19 protein-coding genes, 1 pseudogene and 1 riboswitch are annotated in these 23484 nt (G+C 62.2%); of the genes and pseudogenes, 13 read left to right on the forward strand and 7 right to left on the reverse strand.

Going from position 1 to position 23484, the window contains the following annotated elements:
• Positions 1 to 2: 2 nt before the first annotated feature.
• Positions 3 to 99, reverse strand: a riboswitch (S-adenosyl-L-homocysteine riboswitch).
• A 93-nt stretch (positions 100 to 192) separates the two neighbouring features.
• Entirely contained in the window at positions 193 to 801 is a 609-nt protein-coding gene (locus AC1D1P_RS00255) for a Crp/Fnr family transcriptional regulator (protein ID WP_477671763.1), read from the forward strand.
• Positions 802 to 854: 53 nt separating this feature from the next.
• Here the strand turns inward: AC1D1P_RS00255 and AC1D1P_RS00260 are convergent, their stop codons facing one another.
• Together AC1D1P_RS00260 and AC1D1P_RS00265 are read right to left on the reverse strand one after the other, a co-directional pair.
• On the reverse strand, positions 855 to 1838 hold the full coding sequence (locus AC1D1P_RS00260) for a Bug family tripartite tricarboxylate transporter substrate binding protein (RefSeq protein ID WP_457281759.1): 984 nt from the start codon (positions 1836 to 1838) through the stop codon (positions 855 to 857).
• Between the two features lie 244 nt (positions 1839 to 2082).
• Positions 2083 to 3129 carry a homocysteine S-methyltransferase family protein gene (locus AC1D1P_RS00265; RefSeq protein WP_477670306.1) on the reverse strand — a complete coding sequence of 349 codons (1047 nt, stop codon included), beginning with the start codon at positions 3127 to 3129 and terminating at the stop codon, positions 2083 to 2085.
• 181 nt (positions 3130 to 3310) lie between these two features.
• On the opposite strand from AC1D1P_RS00265, the gene AC1D1P_RS00270 reads away from it, so the two are divergent.
• Both AC1D1P_RS00270 and recQ read left to right on the forward strand, forming a co-directional pair.
• The gene (locus tag AC1D1P_RS00270; RefSeq protein ID WP_477671764.1) at positions 3311 to 3703 is read left to right on the forward strand and encodes a rhodanese-like domain-containing protein; all 393 of its coding nucleotides are present in this window, start codon (positions 3311 to 3313) and stop codon (positions 3701 to 3703) included.
• A 118-nt stretch (positions 3704 to 3821) separates the two neighbouring features.
• Positions 3822 to 5714, forward strand: coding sequence for a DNA helicase RecQ (recQ, locus tag AC1D1P_RS00275; RefSeq protein ID WP_477671765.1), 1893 nt, complete (start codon positions 3822 to 3824; stop codon positions 5712 to 5714).
• A 52-nt stretch (positions 5715 to 5766) separates the two neighbouring features.
• Here the strand turns inward: recQ and AC1D1P_RS00280 are convergent, their stop codons facing one another.
• Positions 5767 to 6801, reverse strand: coding sequence for a glycosyltransferase family 2 protein (locus AC1D1P_RS00280; protein WP_477671771.1), 1035 nt, complete (start codon positions 6799 to 6801; stop codon positions 5767 to 5769).
• Positions 6791 to 7303, reverse strand: coding sequence for a serine O-acetyltransferase (locus tag AC1D1P_RS00285; RefSeq protein ID WP_457281764.1), 513 nt, complete (start codon positions 7301 to 7303; stop codon positions 6791 to 6793). The genes AC1D1P_RS00280 and AC1D1P_RS00285 overlap by 11 nt, the downstream gene beginning before the upstream one ends.
• A gap of 490 nt (positions 7304 to 7793) precedes the next feature.
• On the opposite strand from AC1D1P_RS00285, the gene AC1D1P_RS00290 reads away from it, so the two are divergent.
• From AC1D1P_RS00290 to AC1D1P_RS00310, 5 genes are all read left to right on the forward strand, one after another.
• Complete coding sequence (locus tag AC1D1P_RS00290; protein WP_477670739.1) at positions 7794 to 8768, forward strand: amino acid ABC transporter substrate-binding protein; 975 nt, start codon at positions 7794 to 7796, stop codon at positions 8766 to 8768.
• A gap of 85 nt (positions 8769 to 8853) precedes the next feature.
• Positions 8854 to 10056 (forward strand): amino acid ABC transporter permease, encoded by a 1203-nt coding sequence (locus AC1D1P_RS00295; RefSeq protein WP_477671766.1) that lies wholly within the window; start codon positions 8854 to 8856, stop codon positions 10054 to 10056.
• Position 10057: 1 nt separating this feature from the next.
• A complete protein-coding gene (locus AC1D1P_RS00300) occupies positions 10058 to 11161 on the forward strand; it encodes an amino acid ABC transporter permease (RefSeq protein ID WP_477671767.1) in 1104 nt (367 codons plus the stop codon).
• A 19-nt stretch (positions 11162 to 11180) separates the two neighbouring features.
• Positions 11181 to 11924: an amino acid ABC transporter ATP-binding protein gene (locus tag AC1D1P_RS00305; RefSeq protein ID WP_477671768.1), complete on the forward strand. Its 744-nt coding sequence runs from the start codon at positions 11181 to 11183 to the stop codon at positions 11922 to 11924.
• 4 nt (positions 11925 to 11928) lie between these two features.
• Positions 11929 to 12762: a class II glutamine amidotransferase gene (locus AC1D1P_RS00310; protein ID WP_477670312.1), complete on the forward strand. Its 834-nt coding sequence runs from the start codon at positions 11929 to 11931 to the stop codon at positions 12760 to 12762.
• Between the two features lie 93 nt (positions 12763 to 12855).
• On the opposite strand, the gene AC1D1P_RS00315 is transcribed toward AC1D1P_RS00310, so the two are convergent.
• Positions 12856 to 15219, reverse strand: coding sequence for an ATP-binding protein (locus AC1D1P_RS00315; protein ID WP_477671769.1), 2364 nt, complete (start codon positions 15217 to 15219; stop codon positions 12856 to 12858).
• Between the two features lie 253 nt (positions 15220 to 15472).
• Here AC1D1P_RS00315 and AC1D1P_RS00320 point away from each other — a divergent pair, with 253 nt between their 5' ends.
• Positions 15473 to 16675 (forward strand): threonine ammonia-lyase, encoded by a 1203-nt coding sequence (locus AC1D1P_RS00320; protein WP_477670314.1) that lies wholly within the window; start codon positions 15473 to 15475, stop codon positions 16673 to 16675.
• 9 nt (positions 16676 to 16684) lie between these two features.
• Here the strand turns inward: AC1D1P_RS00320 and AC1D1P_RS00325 are convergent, their stop codons facing one another.
• Positions 16685 to 17173, reverse strand: coding sequence for a glycine zipper family protein (locus AC1D1P_RS00325; RefSeq protein WP_477670315.1), 489 nt, complete (start codon positions 17171 to 17173; stop codon positions 16685 to 16687).
• A 138-nt stretch (positions 17174 to 17311) separates the two neighbouring features.
• Here AC1D1P_RS00325 and AC1D1P_RS00330 point away from each other — a divergent pair, with 138 nt between their 5' ends.
• The gene (locus tag AC1D1P_RS00330) at positions 17312 to 17479 is read left to right on the forward strand and encodes a hypothetical protein (RefSeq protein WP_164483721.1); all 168 of its coding nucleotides are present in this window, start codon (positions 17312 to 17314) and stop codon (positions 17477 to 17479) included.
• Positions 17480 to 17973: 494 nt separating this feature from the next.
• Positions 17974 to 19866, forward strand: coding sequence for a phosphoenolpyruvate carboxykinase (GTP) (locus tag AC1D1P_RS00335; RefSeq protein ID WP_477671770.1), 1893 nt, complete (start codon positions 17974 to 17976; stop codon positions 19864 to 19866).
• A gap of 151 nt (positions 19867 to 20017) precedes the next feature.
• Here AC1D1P_RS00335 and AC1D1P_RS00340 read toward each other — a convergent pair whose 3' ends face one another.
• On the reverse strand, positions 20018 to 20674 hold the full coding sequence (locus AC1D1P_RS00340) for a hypothetical protein (RefSeq protein WP_477670317.1): 657 nt from the start codon (positions 20672 to 20674) through the stop codon (positions 20018 to 20020).
• A gap of 181 nt (positions 20675 to 20855) precedes the next feature.
• Between AC1D1P_RS00340 and AC1D1P_RS00345 the strand changes: the two genes are divergently transcribed.
• Together AC1D1P_RS00345 and AC1D1P_RS00350 are read left to right on the forward strand one after the other, a co-directional pair.
• On the forward strand, positions 20856 to 21812 hold the full coding sequence (locus AC1D1P_RS00345) for a LysR family transcriptional regulator (RefSeq protein ID WP_477670318.1): 957 nt from the start codon (positions 20856 to 20858) through the stop codon (positions 21810 to 21812).
• Positions 21813 to 22542: 730 nt separating this feature from the next.
• A pseudogene (locus AC1D1P_RS00350) lies at positions 22543 to 23484 on the forward strand (hypothetical protein); the annotation flags it as partial.

The following is a 23484-nucleotide window of genomic DNA, read 5'->3' on the forward strand; positions in this document are numbered from 1 at the left end:
GGCAAAGGTGAGCGTCGTTGCTGCAGGGGCCGCCGGAAGCCGCCGCCTGTAACCCAAGCCTGACGAACGCTTGTGTTCGCTGCAACGCTCCTTGGGTTACCATCATTTTAAGGGCTGAACGCCGCCCGCGCCATATCCTTGCGCCAATGGCAAGAGATACCAACAAAAGTCCAGGGGATAGCCGGAGCCACCATGTTTGAAAACCTGTTCGGCAGAAAACAGAAGGGAACGCCCGATGCGCCCGAGTCCATGCGTCCCAAAGACCGCATGCGGGCCATTGAAGGCTCCAGCACGGCCGAGCTTGCCGCCAGGCTGCTGATTGCACCAACCGCCCYGATGCAGCTCACGCCCGAAGAGGCTTTCACCGTCGTCAGCTATATGACGCCGCGCAGGATTTCCGAGGGAACGACCTTCATCCGCGAAGGGGACAAGAGCGATACCGGTTATATGGTGCTGCTGCTCGAAGGCGAAGTCACGGTCGAAAGCATTGTGGTCAGCCGCCGCACGCCGGTCACCATCACGGTGCTGGGCCCCGGCAGCCTGATCGGCGAGATGGGCCTGGTCGACGGCCAGGCGCGGCTGGCGTCATGCACTGCCAGCAGCGACGTGAGCTGCGCCGTGCTGTCGCGCGCAGCGCTTGAAAAAATGGGGGAAGAGCAACCTGTGACTGCGGCCAAACTGATGTTTGCCGTTTCGCTGCGCATCGCCGAACGGCTGCGCGACACCAGCGAAAAACTCAAGATGTACAGCCAGCTGGTGCAAGCCATGCAGCAGGAAATCGACCGGCTCATGCCGGGCTGATTTCCGTCTGGCAGAAAAGCGGGGAAGGCGGCAGGCTGGCCGCCCCCTTCGACTTAGTCGAGCTTGATTTTGGCGACCTTGATCAGGCGTCCATAGTCGGCATGCTCTTTCATCACCATGTAGGCAAAGTCGGCAGAGCTCATGGGGCTGGGGGTCGCGCTCATGCGTGCAAACTTTTCCGCGGTGTCGGGCGTGTTGAGCGCGTCGGCGAATGCCCGCTGAAGCTGGTCTGCCGTAGCTTTGGGAAGGTTGGCCGGGCCAAAGATGCCGAACCAGGTGCTGATGTGAAAGCCGGGCAATACGTCGTTGATGGTCGGAATTTCCGTAAAGCTGCTGGAGCGGTTGATGGTGGTCACGCCAAAAGCGACCAGCTTGCCCGACTTGATGTTGGCGCTGGCAGAGGCCAGGTTGTCGAACATCAGGTCGGTCTGGCCCGACAGCAGGCCAGCCTGCGCCTGCGCCGAGCCGCTGGAAGGCAGGTGCACCACGCTGATCTTGGCCAGGCTTTTGAACAGCTCGCCCGCGAGGTGGCCGGCGCTTCCATTGCCGCCGGAGGCATAGTTCAGCCGGCCGGGATTCTTGCGTGCGTAGGCAATCAAGTCCTTGGTGTCCTTGATTTTCAGCCGCCTGGCTGTTTCGGCATTCATGACCAGCACGTTCGGCACACGGGCCACCAACGTGATGGGCGTGAAGTCCTTCAATGCGTCATAGGGCATGTTCGGGTAGAGCCACGGGTTGATGGCATGGGTGGCCACCGCCCCCATCACCAGCGTATGGCCGTCTGCAGGCGCCTTGGCGACGAGGGCCGCACCCACGTTTCCGCCGGACCCCGGCCGGTTGTCAACCGTGACTTCGGTTTTGAGCAGGGGACGCAGCTTCTCGGCCAGGATGCGYGCAGCGTTGTCCAGCGGGCCGCCGGCTGGATAGGGCACGACGATCGTCACCGGTTTTTGGGGCGACAGTTGTGCATGGCCTGCGAAAGCCGTCATCGCCAACGTGAATGCCGCTGCGGCCTTGATGAATAAACCCACCTTCATGATTTCCTTGGTTGTGTTGTGTTGCGTTGTTTTGCCGAACCATCAACGCTGCAGGGCGCAGCGCCGGAGAATGAAAACAGGGTTCGGCAAARGGGCCTGACTATAGCCGCGAAATATGACTTTTCGGGACATCGCCGGGCACGTCATCTCATATGCATACTTATTAAGTACACGTGCATCAGGGAACCGGCTTTTTCGGCCAGCCGACGGCATCACCCGGAAGTGATGCAGGGCAGCGCTGCCCTCAGGCGGCCTCTTTGTAGAAGGCGCCACGCTGCAAGGAGCGGCTGGCGACCGGGGCGACCGCGTGGGCGATGGCACCTATGTGATCCGGCGTGGTGCCGCAGCAACCGCCCACGATGTTGACAAGGCCTTCCTCGGCGAACTCGCGCAGCAGGCGGGACGTTACGTCGGGCGTTTCGTCAAAACCGGTGTCGCTCATGGGGTTGGGCAGGCCGGCATTGGGGTAGCAGCTGATGAAGGTGTCTCCGGCCACGCGGGCCAGCTCCTGGATGTAGGGGCGCATCAGGGTGGCGCCCAGTGCGCAGTTGAGGCCGACTGCCAGTGGTGCGGCATGGCGCACGCTGTGCCAGAAGGCCGTCACGGTTTGCCCGCTCAGGATGCGGCCCGAAGCGTCGGTCACGGTGCCGCTGATGATCAGGGGCAGGCGCTCGCCGGAGTTGTCGAAGTATTCGTCAATGGCAAACAGCGCCGCCTTGGCATTGAGCGTGTCGAAGATGGTCTCGACCAGCAGTACGTCGCTGCCGCCCTTGACCAGTGCCTCGGTCTGTTCGTAGTACGCCTTGCGCAACTCCTCGAAACTGGTGTTGCGCGCGCCCGGGTCGTTCACGTCGGGGCTGATGCTCGCCGTCTTGGGCGTAGGTCCAAGGGCGCCGACGACAAAACGCGGCTTGTCGGGCGTCGAATACTTGTCGCAGGCGGCACGGGCGATGCGGGCCGACTCGTAATTCATCTCGACGGCCAGGTCGGCCATGTCGTAGTCGGCCTGCGCCACGGTAGTCGCGCCGAAGGTGTTGGTTTCAATCATGTCGGCGCCCGCAGCCAGGTAGCCCTCATGGATGTCCTGGATCACGTCGGGGCGCGTCAGGCTCAGCAACTCGTTGTTGCCCTTCACGTCTTTGTGAAAATTCCTGAAGCGTTCGCCCCGGTACTGGGCCTCGTTGAGCTTGAAGCGCTGGATCATTGTGCCCATCGCACCGTCAAGGATGGCGATACGTTGTTCCAGGATGGCCGGCAGCTGCTGCCCGCGTGTGTAGATGATTGGCTTCATGCTCCGATTTTAAGGCGCGGCAGCTTTTTCAGCAGACTTCGACGGGTTCTCTTCAACCAGCAAGGGCCGCGGAACCGGCTTTGCCGGGCCGCAGGCGCAGCGCCCCCTTGGGGGCAGGGAGCTACACGCAGTGAGCGACCGTGGGGGCGCCATCAGCCACAATAGGGGTATTGCCCTGAACATGAAAAACTTTCAACCCAAAGAAGCCTGGTCCTGGCTGCAGGCACATTCTGACGCGCTGTTTGTGGACGTGCGCATGGAGATCGAGTCGCTGTACGTCGGCCGCCCCCCAGGCGTGGTCAACGTGCCGTGGTACGAATACCCCGACCTGCAGCCGGACCCGCAAAAGTTCGCCGACGCCGTGGCGCGCGAAGCTGCCGGCAAGGCGCAGCCGGTGCTGCTGATTTGCCGATCCGGCAAGCGCACGCTGGACGCCGGCAAGGCACTGGAAGCGGCCGGTTTTTCTGATGTGCAGCATGTGGTGCATGGCTTTGAAGGTGAGCTCGACGAACAGTTCCAACGCTCCACGCTCTCGGGCTGGCGGTTTGATGGCTTGCCCTGGGAGCAGATGTAGCCGGTTTTTTACTGCTATTTATGCATTAAACAGGCTCGCAGCCTTTATTCCACCAGCGCAAGCAGCTACTATTTTCATAGCACCCCTCTTCATCGTTTCGATTTTCCGGCTTAAAACCTTGTCTTCATTGCCCATTTCTGCGCCTTTGCCGACACCCCTGGACGTGCTCAGCCGGGTTTTTGGCTATGACAGCTTCCGCGGGCCGCAGGAGGCCATCGTGGACCATGTGGTTCGCGGCGGCGATGCCCTGGTGCTAATGCCCACCGGCGGAGGCAAATCACTGTGCTACCAGATCCCGGCCATCGTGCGGCAAAACGCCGGCCACGGGGTCACGGTGGTGATCTCGCCGCTGATTGCGCTGATGCATGACCAGGTGGGCGCCCTGCATGAGGCCGGCGTGTCCGCCGCATTTTTAAACTCGACACAAAGCTTTGAAGAAAGCAGCCAGCTTGAAAAGCAATTGCTGCGCAATGAGCTGACGCTGCTCTACGCTGCGCCCGAGCGCATCAACACCCCGCGCATGAAAGGCCTGCTCGGCTCCCTGCATGAACGCGGCCTGCTCAGCCTGTTTGCGATTGACGAAGCGCATTGCGTAAGCCAGTGGGGTCATGACTTCCGGCCCGAATACCGGTCCTTGAGCCTGTTGCACGAAACCTTCCCGAACGTGCCGCGTATTGCCCTGACGGCAACCGCGGATGCGCTGACACGGCAGGACATGATTGAGCGGCTCAAGCTGGAAGACGCACGCGCATTCGTCAGCAGCTTTGACCGGCCGAACATCCGCTACACCATCGTCGAAAAAACCGACGCCACGCGCCAGCTGCTGCGATTCATTGAAAGCGAACACGCCGCAGAAGCCGGCATTGTGTATTGCCAGTCACGCAAACGCGTGGAGGAAATTGCCGAAGCCCTGCAGGATGCCGGTCTCAAGGCCATGGCCTACCACGCGGGTCTGGACAGTGCCCTGCGCCAACAGCGGCAAGACCGCTTCCTGCGCGAGGAAGGCACGGTGATGGTCGCGACGATTGCCTTCGGCATGGGCATTGACAAACCCGACGTGCGTTTTGTCGCCCACCTGGACATGCCGAAAAACATCGAAGGCTACTACCAGGAAACAGGCCGCGCCGGCCGCGACGGCCTCCCGGCCAATGCCTGGATGACGTACGGCCTGCAGGACGTGGTGAACCAGCGCCGCATGATAGACACCAGCGAAGCCGCCAGCGAAGAGTTCAAGCAGGTCATGCGCGGCAAGCTAGATGCCTTGTTGACGCTGGCTGAAGACACGCGTTGCCGGCGTGTCAGCCTGCTGCATTACTTCGGCGAAGACAGTCAGCCTTGCGGTAACTGCGACAACTGCCTGCAGCCGCCGGTGGTATGGGACGCGACCGAAGCCGCGCGCAAGATGCTCAGCTGCATCTACCGCGTGCAGCAGGCCAGCGGCATCAGCTTTGGCGCAGGCCACCTGATGGACATCCTGCGCGGCAAGGCGACCGAAAAAGTATTGCAGTACGGCCACGACAAGCTCAGCACCTTCGGCATTGGCGCCGACCTGTCCGAAGTGCAGTGGCGTGGCGTGTTACGCCAATTGATCGCCAAGGGCATGGTGCGGGTCGACCCCGATGCGTTCAACACGTTGCAGCTGTTGCCTGATGCACGCCAGGTGCTCAAGGGCGAAGTCAGCGTGATGCTGCGCGAGYAGTCGGCCGGCGCCAGTGAACGGCGCAAAGGCAGCTCCCAAAAAGGCACCAAGACCTCCGCCAAAGGCATGGCCGAAGCCTCGCTCAATGCCGGCGCGCTGGAGCGTCTGGCCCGCCTGAAGGCCTGGCGCGCCGAAGTCGCCCGCGAACACAATCTGCCCGCCTTCGTGATCTTTCATGATGCAACCTTGCGAGCCATTGCAGAACGCGCGCCGCAAGGCATTGCCGATCTCGAAGGCATCAGTGGTATCGGCGTCAAAAAACTCGAGGCCTACGGGGCCGAAGTGCTGCGCGTCTGCGCCGGGGCGGATTAGGCCCTCGCAAGCCGATGACCTAATCCCGCGCGGTACCGTCCGCCCAGGCCCCTTAAGTTGCGCCAGGCGTATTCCGGATTTCGACGCTGTCTATGGCCGCCCGCGCAGGGCGCTGCGGTGTCAACAACCCGCGTACCAGGCCAGCGGCGTTAAAGCACCACGACACGACCGAGAACACAGCCTTGGTGGCGCTGCGCTTTCGCCATGTCATCAACAGGAGAGGTGCCGCTRCAATGCAGGAGAAGGCCCCGATGCGCGCTGTCCACGGCATGGGAACCACCAGAACAGCGAGCAACACTGCCCACCACATCAGTACGGCAGCATACAGGCGCAATTCGCGCACCCGCGTGAGCACCAGCCCCAGGTGCGACTCGCCCCAGGCCGCGCGCAGCACTTCACCCAGGCCGCAAATGTAGCGGCTGCGCCAGCGGCGCACCAGCAACTGATAGGGAGGCGCATCGTGGCCATGGTGCCGCACGGAATCGGTGCCCAGGCGCCACAGTTTCCAGCCCCTGGCATGCAGGCGCATCGCCAGGTCGAACTCTTCATAGCTGTGCAGGTTGCGGTCTGAAAAATACCCGGCCTGCTCCACCGCGGCCCTGCGGTACAGGCCGCCCATGTCCAGCCGGTCCACCATGCCTGCCTGCATATGGCCCAGACCCCGCTCCACACGCGCCACATATTCCAGGCTGCTGGTGTTCAACTCAACAACCTGCCCTCCCACGCCGGCCACGTCGGGGTGCGCCTGCATGAAGGCCAGCGCCTGCGGCAAAAACCCGGGCAGCATTTCCATGTCGCCATCCAGGATGTACACAAATTCGCCCGCCGAATGCTGGTACCCCAGCTGCGGACCGATGCCGCAGCAACGTTCATCGGCGCGTGCCAGCTGCACGATGCGGATGGGATAGGCAGACGCCAGCGCTACGGTGCGGTCGCTGGAGCAGGAATCGGCCAGCACGACCTCGCCACCGACCATCTGGACGGCCGCCAGCGCACTTTCTACCGCGGCCACAATGCGCTTTTCTTCGTTCAGGGCCTTGATGACGATGCTGACCGTGCAAGGCGTTTCGCTGGCTTCAGGAAGCATCGTCACGGCTCCTCAAAATAATGCGGGCCGGCACACCCACGGCAAGGGCTCCGGCGGGGACGTCCGTGATCACCACGGCATTGGCACCAATGTCGACGTCGTCCCCGATCCGTACAGCCCCCAGGATCTTCGCGCCGGCGCCGATATTGACGCGGTTGCCGATGTGCGGCGCCTCGAGCGGCCTGTCGATACGCTGGTTGCCGATGGTGACGCCCTGGCGGATGATGCAGTCGTCCCCGATCACGGCGCGGCCATGCACCACAATTGCACCGGAATGCTCAATCACCAGGCGCCGCCCAATTTGGGCCGAGACACCTATCGTGACGCCGCAAAACATTTCAGCCAGTTTGGCCAGCACCAGGTGCACGGCACCCAGCGGATAACGCACCAACCTGGACTGAAACCGGTAGCGCAGGTGCCCCAGCCGGTACACCTGCAATGCCCAGAAGCCCAGGGACAGGACGCCTTCCTGCGCCACCCGCAAGTCTTCAAGAAAAGCCATTGTTATTGAGCTTTCGTAACATGCATCAAGACGTGAAACCCCTCCCCCGGCCGCAGGCTCCAACGGAGACCGCTCGGGTTTGGGGGATGAAGTCCGCGGCAAGTCCATCAGAACCCGACAAAAGCCGGAGCAGAAAATTCAGCCCTTGCGGAAATGCGGCGCAAGATTCGTACCAATGGACTCACCCGGAACTTGCCTGGCTGCGGTACCACCGGCGCAAGCAAACTGTCAGAAGGCCATTGTGCCGGGGATGATTGGGGTTCCCTGTCAGCCGTATTCCCGCATAAGGTTATGCATCTTTCGCCGTGGTTTGTCTTGGCCTCGTAAGGGCTTGCCCTGAGAGGTACCCGCCATAGTTGGGCTAGCATCCGCCATTGGCATGGTTCGTGCTGATGTCGACCTACTTATTGACTGGAGAATCCCCGTGATCAAACTCGTAAAGAAACATGGACTTGTCGCCCTTGCAGCGGCCGGCCTCACTGTTGCGGCCATGGCACCTGCCCATGCCGGCAAGACACTGGACGCCATCAAGGCACGGGGTCAGGTCATCTGCGGCGTGAACGTCGGGCTGGCCGGGTTTTCCTCTGCCGACAGCAACGGCGCCTGGACCGGGCTCGACGTGGACGTCTGCAAAGCCGTCGCCGCCAGCGTGCTGGGCGACGCCAGCAAGATCAAGTGGGTTCCCCTGAACGCCCAGCAGCGCTTTACCGCCCTGCAGTCCGGCGAGGTTGATGTCCTGTCGCGCAACACCACGTTCTCGCTGACGCGCGACGCCTCTCTGGGCCTGCACATGACCGCCGTCACCTACTACGACGGCCAGGGCTTCATGGTCCCGGTGAAAAGCAAGATCAAAAGCGCCAAGCAGCTGAAAAACGCCACCGTCTGCGTGCAGTCCGGAACCACCACGGAAAAAAACCTGACGGACTTCTCCAAGGCCAACAACCTCAACATGAAGCCCGTCGTGTTTGAAAAGCAGGAAGCCGTCAACGCCGCCTACTTCTCCGGCCGTTGCCAAGCCTACACCACGGATGCATCCGGCCTGGCCTCGGTGCGCAACAAGGAAGCCAAAGTACCGGCCGACCACCTGATCCTGCCGGAGCTGATCTCCAAGGAGCCGCTGGGCCCCATGGTGCGCCGCGGTGACGATGAATGGTTCGCCATTGTCAAATGGGTGATCTACGGCCTCATCGAAGCGGAAGAATATGGCGTGACCCAGGCCAATGTCGATGCCATGACCAAGGAAAGCAAAGACCCGGTGGTCATGCGCCTGACCGGTAGTGGCGAAGACACCGGCAAGCTGCTGGGCCTGGACAAGGAATGGCTGGTTCGCGCCGTCAAGGCCGTCGGCAACTACGGTGAAATCTTCGACCGCAACGTCGGCCCCAAAACGCCCCTGGCACTGCCGCGCGGCCAAAACAACCAATGGAATAAAGGCGGCCAGATGTACGCCATGCCGGTGCGCTGAACGACTCCTTCCGATGCGCTAAACGCAACGGGCCGCTCGCAACCATCCGTTGACGAGCGGCCCGTTTTACTTGGGTAACCGCCTTATGTCCGAGCATTCCCTGATTCCCGCACGGCCGGCGCCGGCGCTGCGGCGCAGAGTTTTTTCCTGGCGCAGCAAGCAGGCGCGCGCCGTTGTTTACCAGATCCTGGCCGTCAGCCTGATCGTCTTCCTCGTGTGGCTGCTCGTGAGCAACACCATGAGCAACATGAAGACGCGCGGTATCCAGAGCGGCTTTGATTTTCTGTTTCAGCCCGCCGGTTTTGACATTGGGGAAGGCTGGCTGAATTACGACTCGATCGATCCCTACTGGAAAGCCTTCCTCGTGGGGCTGGTGAACACCCTTCGCGTGGCCGTGGTGGGCATTGTGCTCACGTCCGTGCTGGGAACCCTGCTGGGYGTGGGACGCTTTTCGCGAAACGCCCTGATCCGCGGCCTGTGCTACGGCTACATCGAGATGTTCCGTAACATCCCGGTGCTGCTGCAGCTGCTGATGTGGTACCTGCTGTTCACGGAATACCTGCCGGCCATTGACCAGGCCCTGCATATCGGCAGCCTGGTGTATATCAGCAAGAACGGCCTGTCTTATCCCTTTCCGGTGTGGCACCTCGGGCAGACGCTGGCCCTCGTCGGCATGGCGGCCGGTGGTGTGGCGGGGTTTGTTTATGCGCGCCGGGCACGCCGCCACTTTGACCAGACCGGCCATGCGCGTCCCRTGTTGTGGGTGGTGCTGGGACTGGTCGCGGCCGGTGCGCTCCTGGGCTGGCTGGCCGGTGGTGCGCCTTCCGAATGGAACCTGCCGAAGCTGACGGAAACCCAAGTGGAGGGTGGCGGCGCGCTGTCGCCTGAATACCTGGCGGTGTTGCTCGGGCTGGTGCTTTACACCTCGGCCTTTGTGGCGGAGGTGGTCCGCGCCGGCATTGCCTCGGTCTCGCTGGGCCAGCACGAGGCAAGCGCGTCGCTGGGACTTTCGCGCGGCCACTCCATGCGCCTGGTGGTGCTGCCCCAGGCGCTGAGGGTCATCATCCCGCCGCTGACCAACCAGTACCTGAACCTCACCAAAAATTCGTCGCTGGCCGTTGCCGTGGGCTACCCCGACCTTGTGTCGATTGCCAACACCTCGCTCAACCAGACCGGCCGCGCCGTCGAATGCATTGCCATCATCATGCTGATCTACCTCACCACATCGCTGGCCACCTCGGCGCTGATGAACTGGTTCAACAGCCGCGCCGCCATCAAGGAACGCTGACATGAACCAGACCTTTGTTCCCGTCGCGCCCCGCCCGGCCCCCATCAAGATGGAGGGCCCGGGCCCCTGGCTGCGCAACAACCTGTTTTCCAGCGTTGGCAATGCGCTGGTGTCGGTCGGGGTCATCGCCCTGTTGCTGTGGGCCGCATCGTCGGCCCTCCGCTGGGCGGTGTTCAATGCCGTGACCGCCGCCGACGCGGATGCCTGCCAGGCCGCACGCGGCATGGGCGCATGCTGGGGCGTGATCAACGAAAAAGCCCGCATCATCCTGCTGGGCCGCTACCCCCTGACAGAGCACTGGCGGCCGGAGCTGGCAACCTTTTTGCTGCTGGGCCTGGTGGTTGCAAGCTGCAGCCGCTGGTTCTGGAAACCCTGGCTGGGATTGATCTGGGTCGTGGTCCTGACGGCGTTCTTCACGCTCATGAGCGGCGGCATGTTCGGGCTCTCCAAAGTGTCCACCGACCAGTGGGGCGGCCTGCCGCTGACCGTCATGCTGACGGTCATCTCCATGACGATCGCCTTCCCGATTGCGGTGGCGGTGGCGCTGGGGCGGYGCTCCAACATGCCCGCCATCAAGACCCTGTGCGTCATCTACGTCGAGCTGATTCGTGGCGTGCCGCTGATCTCCGTGCTGTTCATGGCCAGCTTCATGTTTCCGCTGTTCATGCCCATCGGCAAATCGCCCGACGTGCTGATCCGGGTGATCGTCGGCATCACGCTGTTTGCCGCGGCCTATATGGCGGAAATCGTCCGGGGTGGTTTGCAGTCCCTCTCCAAGGGCCAGACCGAAGCGGCCGCCAGCCTGGGCCTGGGTTACTGGCAGACGCAGGTCAAGATTGTCCTGCCGCAGGCGCTGGGCGCCGTGGTGCCCAGCATCATGAACAACTTCATCTCGCTGTTCAAGGACACCTCCCTTGTGACCATCGTGTCGCTGTATGAACTCACCGGGGCCCTTTCGCTGGCGGTCGGGTCCGATCCGAACTGGCGGCCGTTCAAGATTGAGGCTTACCTCTTTATCGCCGCGATTTACTTCACCTGCTGCTTCGCCATGTCCCGCTACAGCCTCTGGATAGAGCGGCGGCTGGCTGTGGGCAAGGCCCGTTGACAAAAAAACAAGGACCAACATGAGTGATCCCATCATCCGCTTTGACAAAGTCAACAAATGGTATGGCAACAATTTCCATGTGCTGCGCGACCTGCAGCTGGACGTGCAGCAGGGCGAGCGCCTGGTGATTTGCGGGCCGTCCGGTTCGGGCAAATCCACGATGATCCGCTGCATCAATGCCTTGGAGGACTACCAGGAAGGCAAGCTCACTGTGGCCGGCTCCGTCCTCGGCGACGACATCAAGGCCATTGATGCCGTGCGCCGGCAGGTCGGCATGGTGTTCCAGCAKTTCAACCTGTTYCCGCACCTGACCGTGCTTGAAAACCTGACGCTGTCGCCAACCTGGGTGGCGGGCCTGTCCAAAAAAGAAGCGACCGAGCGGGCCATGCACCAGCTCGAGCGGGTGCGCATCGCGGAGCAGGCACAAAAGTATCCCCTGCAGCTGTCGGGTGGCCAGCAGCAGCGCGTTGCGATAGCGCGCGCGTTGTGCCTCACGCCGAAAATCATGCTGTTTGACGAGCCGACATCCGCGCTGGACCCCGAGATGATCAAGGAAGTGCTGGACGTGATGATCTCGCTGGCCGAACAGGGGATGACCATGCTGTGCGTGACGCATGAAATGGGCTTTGCCAAGGCAGCGGCCGACCGCGTGATCTTCATGGACCAGGGCCAGATTGTTGAACAGAACACGCCCACGGACTTCTTCAATCACCCGCAGACCGACCGGGCGAAGGATTTCCTCTCCAAGATTCTGGGACACTAGAGGAATGTGCCAACTCCTCGGAATGAATGCTGCCAAACCCGCAGACCTTCGCTTTTCATTCACGGGTTTTGCCGCACGCGGCGGTCTGACGGACCATCATGGCGACGGCTTCGGCATCGGCTTTTTTGAAGACAAGGCCTGCCGCATTTTTATGGACAGCCAGCCGGCCGCCACCTCACCCGTGGCCGAGCTGCTCAAAAGCTACGCCATCAAGTCCTGCAATGTCGTGTCCCATATCCGCAAGGCGACGCAGGGCGATCCGCAGCGCCTGGAGAACTGCCATCCGTTCACCCGTGAGCTCTGGGGCCGCCACTGGCTGTTTGCCCACAACGGCGACCTGATCAATTACTTTCCGGCTCTTGGCGGCAACTACCAGTCCGTCGGTACCACCGACAGCGAACGCGCTTTTTGCGCCCTGATGGAAAAACTCAAGGCCATCAGCCCGCGCGAACCCTGCTCACTGGACACCGTGTTTGACACCCTGTGCAGCATGAGCGAAGGCACGGGCGAGTATGGCGTATTCAACTACCTGCTCTCCAACGGGCAAGCCCTGTTCGCGCACTGCTCCACGCGGCTGTATTACCTGGTGCGGGAATGGCCGTTTTCACACGCCAAGCTCGTTGACGCCGACCTGAGCATCGACTTTGCCCAAACCAATGTCCAGGAAGACCGGTTGTGTGTCGTCGCTACCCAGCCGCTGACGCTCAATGAAAACTGGCAACAGCTGCAGCCCGGGCAATTGCTGTGGATTGAAGGGGGCCGCATCGTGCGGCAGGCGCAGCTGAAGGTCAGCGAGGACGTACGGCGTAAAAACGAAGCCAACCTGGCCTGCGTATAAAAATCAGGCCTCAGACCAATAGTGACGGGCGTAAGCAGCTATTCTTTTGATAGCAGTCCGGCCCTGACGGAGCGTCTGTAACAGCGCCTGTTCTTATTGCATGAACCCCATGGCCCGCCCTTCGCGTACCTCGGGCTTGATGCGGTGCTCGGCCTCTAGCTGGGCCAAAAATTCCTCGCTGGAAAACTCTGCCGCGAGAATATCCACCTGCCGCTTCACGGCCGCAAAATCGCCCGGACACAGCTGCACCAGTTTGCCGAGCCTCTCCCGCAGCGGGGCCGCAAGCCGGTCGGCATCGCCTCCAAGTGCTTCGGTGACAAACATCTGCTCACGCTGCGCGTGAGTCAGCGGCATGAACCTGATCTTGAAGGTGAAACGCCGCAGCGCCGCCTGGTCCAGGCTTTCGAGCAGGTTGGTGGTGCAGATGAAGATGCCGGCATGGCGCTCCATGCCCTGCAGCATTTCGTTGACCTCGGTCACTTCGTAGGTGCGCTGGGCGCCGCGCCTGTCCTGCAGGAAACTGTCCGCTTCATCCAGCAGCAGCACGGCTTTTTCCGATTCAGCTTCGCGGAACATCGCCGCCATATTCTGTTCGGTTTCACCGACATACTTGCTCATCAGGTCGCTGGCCTGCTTGATGATGAGCGGCAAATCCAGTGCTTTGGCGATGTGTTCGGCCAATGCCGTCTTTCCCGTGCCCGGCGGGCCGTAAAAACACAGGCTGCCGTGGCTTCGGCTTTTCAGTGCTTCAACGATACGCGGCACCTCGAACCGGGATTCGACATTGAGCATGGAAAGGTCATATGTGGTCGCGTTGCGCCGGCCGGAAGCTTCCGCCCTGTTGCCCAGCGCCACGTCGGCGTTCTTGAGCTGGCGCTCGATCAGCGACTCCATCAACAGCGGCCGCCCGCCGGACAGGATGGCCTGCATGCCCTCAGTGTCCACCTGCGCATCCACCGCGTCTTCGGGCGCGCTGGCCAGCCGCGCAAACCGGACAGCCGTGCGTATTTGCGCGGGCGTCAGGCCCTTGCGGGCCGTCAGCTTGGCCACAAAGGCATCGCTGACCTGAACACCTTCCAGTGTCTTGCGCACCAGGCCTTCACGGGCACCCGGCGGCGGCGACCTGAGTTCGAGGTGGTAGGCAAAACGCCGGCGAAAAGCAGGGTCGATCTGCTCGATGCGGTTGGTGACCCACAGGGTGGGCACGGTGTTGGATTCAAGGATCTGGTTGACCCAGGCCTTGCCGCTGACCGACCCACTGGCAGGTACGGGCAATTGTTCGGAGCGCGCCATCAGCTGCGCGGCTTCGCTGGAAATCGGCGGAAACACATCTTCCACTTCATCAAACAACAAGGCGGAGTGCGTGCTGCCCTTGAGGAAAACCTGCGCGATTTGCAGCGAACGGTAGCGGTCCCGGCCACTGAGCGAGTTGCCGTCGCGGTCGGCATATTCGACCTCGAACAGGTCCAGGCCGGCGGCCTGTGCCACCACCTTGGCCAGCTCGGTCTTGCCGGTGCCGGGTGGGCCGTAAAGCAGCACATTCACGCCCTGCTCTTTGCCGGCCACCGCATTGCGCAGCAGCGACACCAGCACCTGCGCATCCTCCTGCACAAAAGCGAAGTCCGCCAGACCCAGGCTGCTGTGCGCGGCCGGCCGGGTAAACACAGCCATCAGCTCGTTCTGGTCGCGGTATTCGCGCATCAGCACGGGCGGCAGTTTTTCACTGACCTTCATCAGGTCCGCAAGGTCGGTGATGTTGTGCTCGGAAATCAGGTTCTCGACCATGCCGATGCGCTCCAGGCGCGAGCCGGCGCGCAGCGCTTCGGCAACCTCGGGGGCCTTCACGCCGGCCACATCGGCAATGGCGGCATACGCCTCGGGGGCATTGTTGACCTTGAACTCCACCAGCAGGGAGCGCAGGTCGCGCTGGTAGCGTGCCAGGGTGCCGTAGAGCAGCAGCGCACGCTCGGCCCGGTTGAGCTGCAGCAGGTTGGCCAGTGCATCGATGTTTTTCTCGACCAGCGTGGATTGTTTCTTGAGCGCCTGGGTCAGCCATTCGCCGGTGGCAGCCAGCACCGAGAGCAAGTCCTTGGGCTGGTCCTTCGCATGCTCGTCGAGATAGAAGAACAGCGTGCCTTCTTCATAGGGGCCGCGCCAGGCGCCGTGGCGCGCCATGAACTCGGTGTCGGTCAGGCTTTCATGGCCGCGCCAGAACTCGTTGTCCTTGCAGCGGCGGCCGAGAAACTCGCGCAACCGCTGCACCGCCGGCAGGGGCCACACAAGATGCCGGCCCGAGAGCGAGAGCAGGCTGTTGAGGTCGCGGCGCACATTGAACTTGGCGCCTTGCCTTGCCGCCAGCGTCAGCACGAAATGCGAGCACATCAGGTCCAGCACCGGCGCCTCTTTCAGCCCGGGGGACAGCAGCCACTGCTGCTCGCTAACGGAACGCTTGCTCATGGACAAACCTCCCTTTGCAACTACACGGTTGGTAGACATGCCTGTGAGATACCCTGCTTCAAGACCGGCGCCTCACTGGCTATGAGCACCGCAGATGCGACCTGGTTCAATGAGACTCCACCATAACGCAGCTTGAAGCATCATGGAAGACGCTACTTGTACCCCCACGTGTGAAATGCACCACAGAAACTCCTGCGAAGATGCGCAAAGATGATCCCGCACAATCCCACCATAGCCCCGCAGAGGAATTCCCATGCTCAGTCTCAAAGATATAGAAACAGCCGCCCAGCGCCTGCAGGGCCACCTGCTCGATACGCCCTGCGTGGAGTCCAAGACGCTTTCCCAGTTGACGGGCGCGCAGATTTACCTGAAGTTCGAGAACCTGCAGTACACCGCGTCCTTCAAGGAGCGCGGCGCCTGTAACAAGTTGGCCCAGCTCTCAGCCGACGAACGGCGCCGCGGCGTGATCGCGATGAGCGCTGGCAATCATGCCCAGGGCGTCGCGTACCACGCACAGCGGCTGGGCATACGGGCGGTGATCGTGATGCCGCGCTTCACGCCGGGCGTCAAAATCGAACGCACCCGGGGTTTTGGCGCCGAGGTGGTGCTGCACGGCGATACGCTGGACGAATCACGCACCCACGCGCTGACGCTGGCTGAGCGGGAGGGCCTGGTCTTCGTGCACCCTTACGACGACGAAGCCATCGTCGCAGGCCAGGGTACGGTGGTGCTGGAGATGCTGCACGCGCAACCCGACCTCGAAACGCTGGTTATAGCCGTCGGCGGTGGCGGCCTGATTGCCGGCATGGCCACGGCGGCCAAGGCGATCAAGCCCGGCATTGAAATCATCGGTGTGCAGACCTCGCGCTTCCCGGGCATGGTCAACGCCATCAAGGGCACCCGGCACCCCCAGGGCACCAGCACCATCGCCGAGGGCATTGCGGTGGGGACGCCGGGCGTCATCCCGCAGGCCATCATCGCGAAGCTGGTCGACGACCTGGTGCTGGTGGACGAGGGCGATATCGAGCAGGCCATGGTCATGCTGCTAGAGATCGAGAAAACCCTGGTCGAAGGTGCCGGCGCGGCCGGGCTGGCGGCGCTGTTGAAGTACCCGGAGCGTTTTGCGGGTAAGAAGATCGGCCTGGTGCTGTGCGGCGGCAACATCGACCCGCTGCTGCTGGCGGCCATCATCGAGCGCGGCATGGTGCGCGCCGGGCGCCTGGCCCGCATCAAGGTCAGCGTGCGCGACATTCCGGGCTCATTGGCCAAGATCACCGCCACCGTGGCCGACGCCGGGGCCAATATCGATGAGGTGCATCACCAGCGCGCCTTCACCATGCTCTCGGCCCAGAACGTGGAGATCGAGCTGGTGATCCAGACACGCGGGCGCGACCATATCCAGCAGGTGCTGGCGGCACTGAATATGGCCGGCTTTGAGGCTTCAGAGCAGCACTAAGCTAAGACCCTAGTTCCAGCCGATCACCTCAAAGCCCTTTTCGCTCAGGCAACGCTGCACAAAGCTACGGTAGGTGCTGTTGGGTTTGTCGTTGTGAAACGCACCTGACACCGCACCCGCAGAGCCGCCCACGGCGGCGCCCGCGGCGCCGGAACGCAGTACGCCTTCGCCGCCGCGCCCGGTGATCAGCGCGCCCACCGCCGAAGCCACACCCCCGACGGCTGCGCCTTCACCGGCACGCCGGCCGACTTCGTTGGTGCTTTGCGACGGGCTGAGCCCGGCGGCCGACGCCCGTGACATGCAGGCGCTGGCCTCCGCCTGGCCTTGCGCGTCACCTACCCGGTTAAGGGTGGCGTTGGGATACAGCACGGGCTTTGCCGAGGCGCTGTTGGGACCGCCGGAAGCGCATGCCGACAACAGGGCCAGGGCGGACAAGGCGGCACCGGCCTGGAAAAAACGGAACCGCTGCTGAGGCGCGAAATGGGCTGGGGATTTCATGTATTCCTTCCACAAATAAGCATGGCAAAGGGTACCGCAAGCCAGGCGCCGGGCATCTTTGTCGCCCGCATCTTCGTGTAACCATCTTCATGCGGGTAAAATCTGCGAAGAGTCTCAAGCATTTCAGGAATCACCCCCATGTCCAGTCCAGCCAGCCACACCACCAATGCAGCCCACGACAGCGCCACCCCCGCCCAGGAGCAGGATGCCGTCGACGCGATCGTTCCGTTGATCCCCATTGTTCTGCCCGTGGTGGGCGGCGTGCTGATGTTCCTGCTGGCGTTTATCGCCATCTACATGGCCTGAAAGCCCCCGCTTTCACCCCAAAAGTCCGCATCTCGCGGACTTTTTTGTTTCCAGGCTCCGTGCCCTCTCCCATCTCTCTCGGCCATCTTCAGCCTGTTCATCGAAGAACCAGCCTGAAATTGCGGGCCGAAACGACCGTCCCGGCATTCTTCGCCCCGATGTCATGACTGCCGGAACCCCGGTGTAGCCTATGCATAACCTCATGCCGGTTATGCATAACTTTTGCCTGTAACTTACAGGTAACTCGCGCCGATCTTCTTAAAATGAATTGACTGGCCGACCCGTGGAAGATGAAAAGCAGCCTCACGCTGCCGCTTTTTGTCATTGCGCCGCAGCACTTTTGAAGCTTGCGCACCGCCCGCCGACCGGGACTTGTTTGTTGTGCAAAGGGAAGCTTCCAAGCCTTATTCCGATAAACGTCTCCGTGTCGCAACCACCCAGGTTGCCGCGCGACGTTTCCCGAAATAACGCTTTTTAACTTTGGAGTTTTTTCGATGAACCATCCCGCGATGCAAGGGCTTAACCTCAACACGCCCCCCTACGTCAAGAATGCCAAACTGATTGCCTGGGTYGCCGACATGGTGGCCYTGTGCAAGCCCGACAACATTTACTGGTGCGACGGCAGCGACGCCGAGTACCAGCGCCTGTGCCAGCAACTGGTCGRCGCCGGCACCTTCAAAAARCTYAACGAAGCCAAGCGCCCRAACAGCTTCCTGGCCTGCTCCGACCCGACYGACGTGGCGCGCGTGGAAGACCGCACCTTCATCTGCTCGGCCAAAAAGGAAGACGCCGGCCCGACCAACAACTGGATGGCGCCCGCTGAAATGCGCAGCACGCTGCAGCCCCTGTTTGATGGCTGCATGAAGGGCCGCACCATGTACGTGGTGCCTTTCAGCATGGGCCCGCTTGGCTCGCCCATCGCGCACATCGGCATTGAACTGTCCGACAGCCCTTACGTGGCCGTCAACATGAAGATCATGACGCGCATGGGCAAAGCCGTGTTTGACGTGCTCGGCCTCGACGGCGAATTCGTCCCCTGCGTGCACACAGTGGGTGCGCCGCTGGCCGAAGGCCAGCAAGATGTGAAATGGCCTTGCAACAAAACCAAGTACATCGTGCATTACCCCGAAACGCGCGAGATCTGGTCTTACGGCTCCGGCTATGGCGGCAACGCCTTGCTGGGCAAGAAGTGTTTTGCGCTGCGCATCGCCTCCAACATGGGCCGCGCGGCTTCGCAAGACGGCTCCGGCAACCCTGGCTGGCTGGCCGAACATATGCTGATCCTGGGCGTGACCTCGCCCGAAGGCAAGAAGTATCACGTCGCGGCGGCCTTCCCTTCGGCCTGCGGCAAGACCAATTTCTCGATGCTGGTGCCGCCGGCAGGCTTTGAAGGCTGGAAGGTCACCACCATCGGCGACGACATCGCCTGGATCAAGCCGGGTGCGGACGGTCGCCTTTACGCCATCAACCCGGAAGCCGGCTACTTCGGCGTGGCACCGGGCACCAACATGCTGACCAACCCCAACTGCCTGCGCAGCCTGGACAAAAACGTGATCTTCACCAACGTCGGCCTGACCGACGACGGCGACGTCTGGTGGGAAGGCATGGAGCAGGACGCCCCCGGCAAGGCATTGCCGGCGCACCTGATCGACTGGCAAGGCAAGGACTGGACGCCACAAATCGCCAAGGAAACCGGCGCCAAGGCCGCCCACCCCAATTCACGCTTTACCGTGGCCGCCACCAACAACCCGGCGCTGGACCCGGCCTGGAACGACCCTGCCGGCGTGCCAATTGACGCCTTCATCTTTGGCGGCCGCCGTTCGAACACCGTGCCGCTGATCACCGAAGGCCGCAACTGGGTGGAAGGCGTGTACATGGCCGCCACCATGGGCTCCGAAACCACGGCCGCCATCACCGGCCAGGTTGGCGTGGTGCGCCGCGACCCGTTCGCGATGATCGCTTTTGCCGGCTACAACATGGCCGACTACTTCCAGCATTGGCTCAACGTGGGCCAGAAACTCGAAGCCTCGGGCGCGAAGCTGCCGAAAATCTTCACGGCCAACTGGTTCCGCAAAGGCGAAGACGGCAAGTTTGTCTGGCCCGGCTACGGCGAAAACATGCGCGTGCTGAAGTGGATGATCGACCGCATCGAAGGCAAGGGCCAGGGCGTCGAGCACATCACCGGCGTCAGCCCCCGCTATGAAGACATGAACTGGACCGGCCTTAACTTCAGCGCCGAGCAGTTCAAGACCGTGACCAGCATCGACAAGGCCGCCTGGCTCAAGGAGCTGGAGCTGCACGCCGAACTGTTCAAGCAACTCGAACATCACCTGCCGAAAGAGCTGGAGGAGACCAAAGCCGCGATCGAGCGCCGCCTGGCCGCCTGACCGGCACACCAAGCGCGGGGCGTTTCGCACAACCTGCGGTACGCCTCATTCCTGGTGCAATGACTGCGCCAAGGCAAAAAAAAGCCACCGATCCGGTGGCTTTTTTTGTGGGCCGCTGCAAAGAGCGGCGCAGCGCAGGGGCGCCTGGCGCTTAGATGTAGCTGCGGTGGTAAGCCCGCARTTCCGCACCACCGAGGCGGCGGGCGCGCTGTGACAGACCGGCTGGAGCAGATACCTCATCAACCACAGCTTCAGCAGCGGCAACTTTCGTGTCGGCCTGGCTGCGCAGGAAAGCCTTCAGTTCTGCACCGCCCAGACGGAGGGCGCGCTGTGTCAGGCCCGCCGGAGCGGACACCACGGCTGCGGGGGCAGCAACAGCCTCTTCAACGGCGACTTGCTGACGGGCCATTGCAACTTGCAGGTCGGCCATCACGCGGGGATCGTTCTTGGCAGCTTGCCACAGGCGCTGGTCGGCGCGGGCTTCGGCCAGGCTACGCGACCAGGCGTCCAGGCCGACCTTGAGGCTGACGGCTGCATTGCGCGCAGCGCCGGCGAAAATCGCCAGGACAGCAAAAGCGACAGCCCAGAGGCCGATCCACATGACCAGCAGGTGGCCTTCGGCGACGCTGTCCATCACCTGATAAGCCACCACCATCACGGCGGCCGCAACAGCGGACAACAGCAGCGTGGCCAGGCCGCGGGTGCCGGAAAAAGCACCGCCCAGCTGGCGTACGGCACCAAAGGCCGACTCAGCGCGGACAACGCCGGGGTGCTGTGTGGAATATTTGATATTGACGAAGCTGGTCATGGTGAACTCCCTTTGGGTTAACTCCGCTGAACCAAAATTGCAGCGGGTAAGGGATATTAGGGTTATCACTGATGTTATTCAACTTTATCTTTATGATGTGATTCATTCATATTGGTGATAACCTGAGGTTCTCCGCCCTCTTTTCACCTTCTTTTCACCCTTCAACACCCGCCCCAAGCCCTTGACCCCCCTCAATTTCCGGACCCTGGACCTCAACCTGCTTCGCGTGTTCGACGAAGTAATGGCTGAGCGCAGCCTGACCCGGGCGGCGCGCAACCTGTCGCTGACGCAGCCGGCTGTCAGCAACGCCCTGCGCCGGCTGCGTGAAACCCTGGGCGACGAGCTGGTGCAGCGCAGCGGCCAGGGCATGGCGCCCACCCCGCGCGCCGTGGCGATCTGGCCGGCCGTGCGCGAAGCCCTGCAGCAGTTGCAGGAGTCGCTGGTGCCCAACGAATTCGTGCCCGGCGAAGCCACCACCATCTTTGTGCTGGCCATGGCCGATGCCACCGCGGCTGAATTGATTCCCGGCCTGGTGGAAACACTGGACCAGGAAGCGCCCGGTGTCTCAATTCGCGTGATTCCATTGACCACACGCGACCCGCGGCGCCTGCTGGACGAGGAACTGTGCGACCTGGCGGTCGGCTACTTTCCCTCGGTGCTGGCCGACCTGACGGCCGGCGCGCAAAGCGGCGAGCCCTTGCCCTTTTTGCACCAGCGGCTGTATGACGGCGAATACGTCTGCGTCATGCGCAAAGACCACCCGCTGGCTACCGGCCCCTTCACACTGAGCAAGTTCTGCGCGGCGCGCCACATGCTGGTGAGTTTTTCGGGCCGGCCCTATGGTTTCGTCGACGAAGCCCTTGCCTCCCTGGGCCGGGAACGGCATGTGGTGCTGACGGTCAACCAGTTCTTCACGGCGGGGCGGGTGGTGGCCAACTCGAATTTGCTTACTGTGCTGCCGCGGCATTTCGTCGGGGTGACGGGCATTGCCGACCAGCTGGTGCTGCGCCCCCTGCCGTTTGACGTGTCACCGGTGCACGTGGATACCCTGTGGCACCGGCGTTCGCAACAACGCAGCGCGCATGTGTGGTTGCGGCAGGTGCTGGTGCGTGCGGCCGACAGGGCGTTTTTGGCCTGAAGCCCCTGACCCACCCAAAGGACTGGCCAGCCTGGCTATCCGAAGAGATGTCTACACAGCGCTATAAAAATCATAGCTACTCGCGCAAGTCAGTATTGGGCGAGGGTCATTTTTGATGCCAAAACAGGCAGTTTTGGGTGCAGAAATCGTCGCCCGGGGGCCATTGCTACTGGAGCGCGCTTCTCCAGCACACATTTTTTGCCCATCAAATTGCTGTTTTGGCCAATAAGGACAAGCGCAGGGAGCTAGCTATTTGATAGCAGCCGTGGCAACCGGATCAAACCGCTGCAGTTCCCGGCTGTGGTGTGGCCAGCACGCAACGCAGACACCGCAACAGCGCACTTAAAGGCCCGAATCCGGTGCCCTGCGGCGCAATTTCCAGCGTGTCGCACCGCTTTTTCGGGCTACAGGCCAGCCTCCGGCCGCTCCTGACCGGCGCCGCCAGATCAAATTAATTCTTTAGTTCTTCTATTTGATGCTCTAGGCGTTATAAGTCGTCAAACGGCCTACTTGCAAAAAAATGTAACGTGAAGCAAAGTCAAAACATGGACATCACACCCGTACGGAGCCCTTCCCAGAGGCCGTAGTTACTGCGAGGCACACGTTAAAAAATGTTAGCTAAATCATTAACTGCGTTTGCAGCCGAGATCGCGATGTCCTCTGGCAAGGCAATCGCCTTTGGGTTCCGTTGACCGGCACGGCCTGAACCCACACTCCAAAACTGGCCCGCATGAATTCCTGCCTGCACTTTCCCCTCAAGCCACTTGGCTTGGCGCTGGCATTCGCCGGCCTGGCCATGGCACCGCATGCCGGCCATGCCCAGGCCACCAACGATTTCTCGGCCGCAGGCACCCAGGACTGGAACGACGCGGCCAACTGGAGTGGCGGCACGCCTACAGCCGCCAGCGTGGCAAGGGTCCCGACGAACCAGCAGGTGGACGTTACCGGGGCTGGCCAGGTGGGCACGCTGCAAGTGGAGGGAGACGGCCAGGTGGTCGTCCACGCCGGCGGCACCCTKGCCGCCGACACGCTCCTGCTGGGCACCACGCCAGCGCCGGGTAACGCAGGATCCCTGTTGATTAATGGAAGCGTTACGGCCACGCGGCTGAGCGTGGGCGACACGGCGACCGGAGGGCAGATCCTCATCGGCGGCGCCGGCGCCAGCCTGAACGTGTCCCCCCCCAGCCTGGCTCCGGGAGACCAGTTCATTGTTGGCAACAATGGAGACGGGCTCCTGGGCATCCGCACCGGCGCCACCGTGACGGTAGGCGGCACCCGCACCCTGCATCTGGGCAATGTGGGCACCGGGACGCTGGTCATCGGCAACATCGGGCCCAGCGGTACCCTGGATGCCGGCGCCGTGGTTTTCGGCAATGCCAGCTCCAGCATCAAGTTCAATCAGGACGACGCCACCCCCTACATCTTCTCCCCCGCAATCAGCGGCAGCGGGTGGGTCGAGGTATTCGCTATCGGCGGCTCCTCCACCGTACTGACGGGCGCCAACAGTTACACCGGCGGCACTTTCGTCAGAACCAATGCCCGCCTGACCGGCAGCACCACCAGCCTGCAGGGAGTCATCAGCAACGACGGCGTGCTGACATTCGACCAGACCACCAACGGCACCTTTGCAGGCTCCATCAATGGAGGCGGCACGCTGGTCAAGGAAGGCCTG

The sequence above is a fragment of the Polaromonas sp. P1_E1_2 genome, from assembly GCF_056406035.1.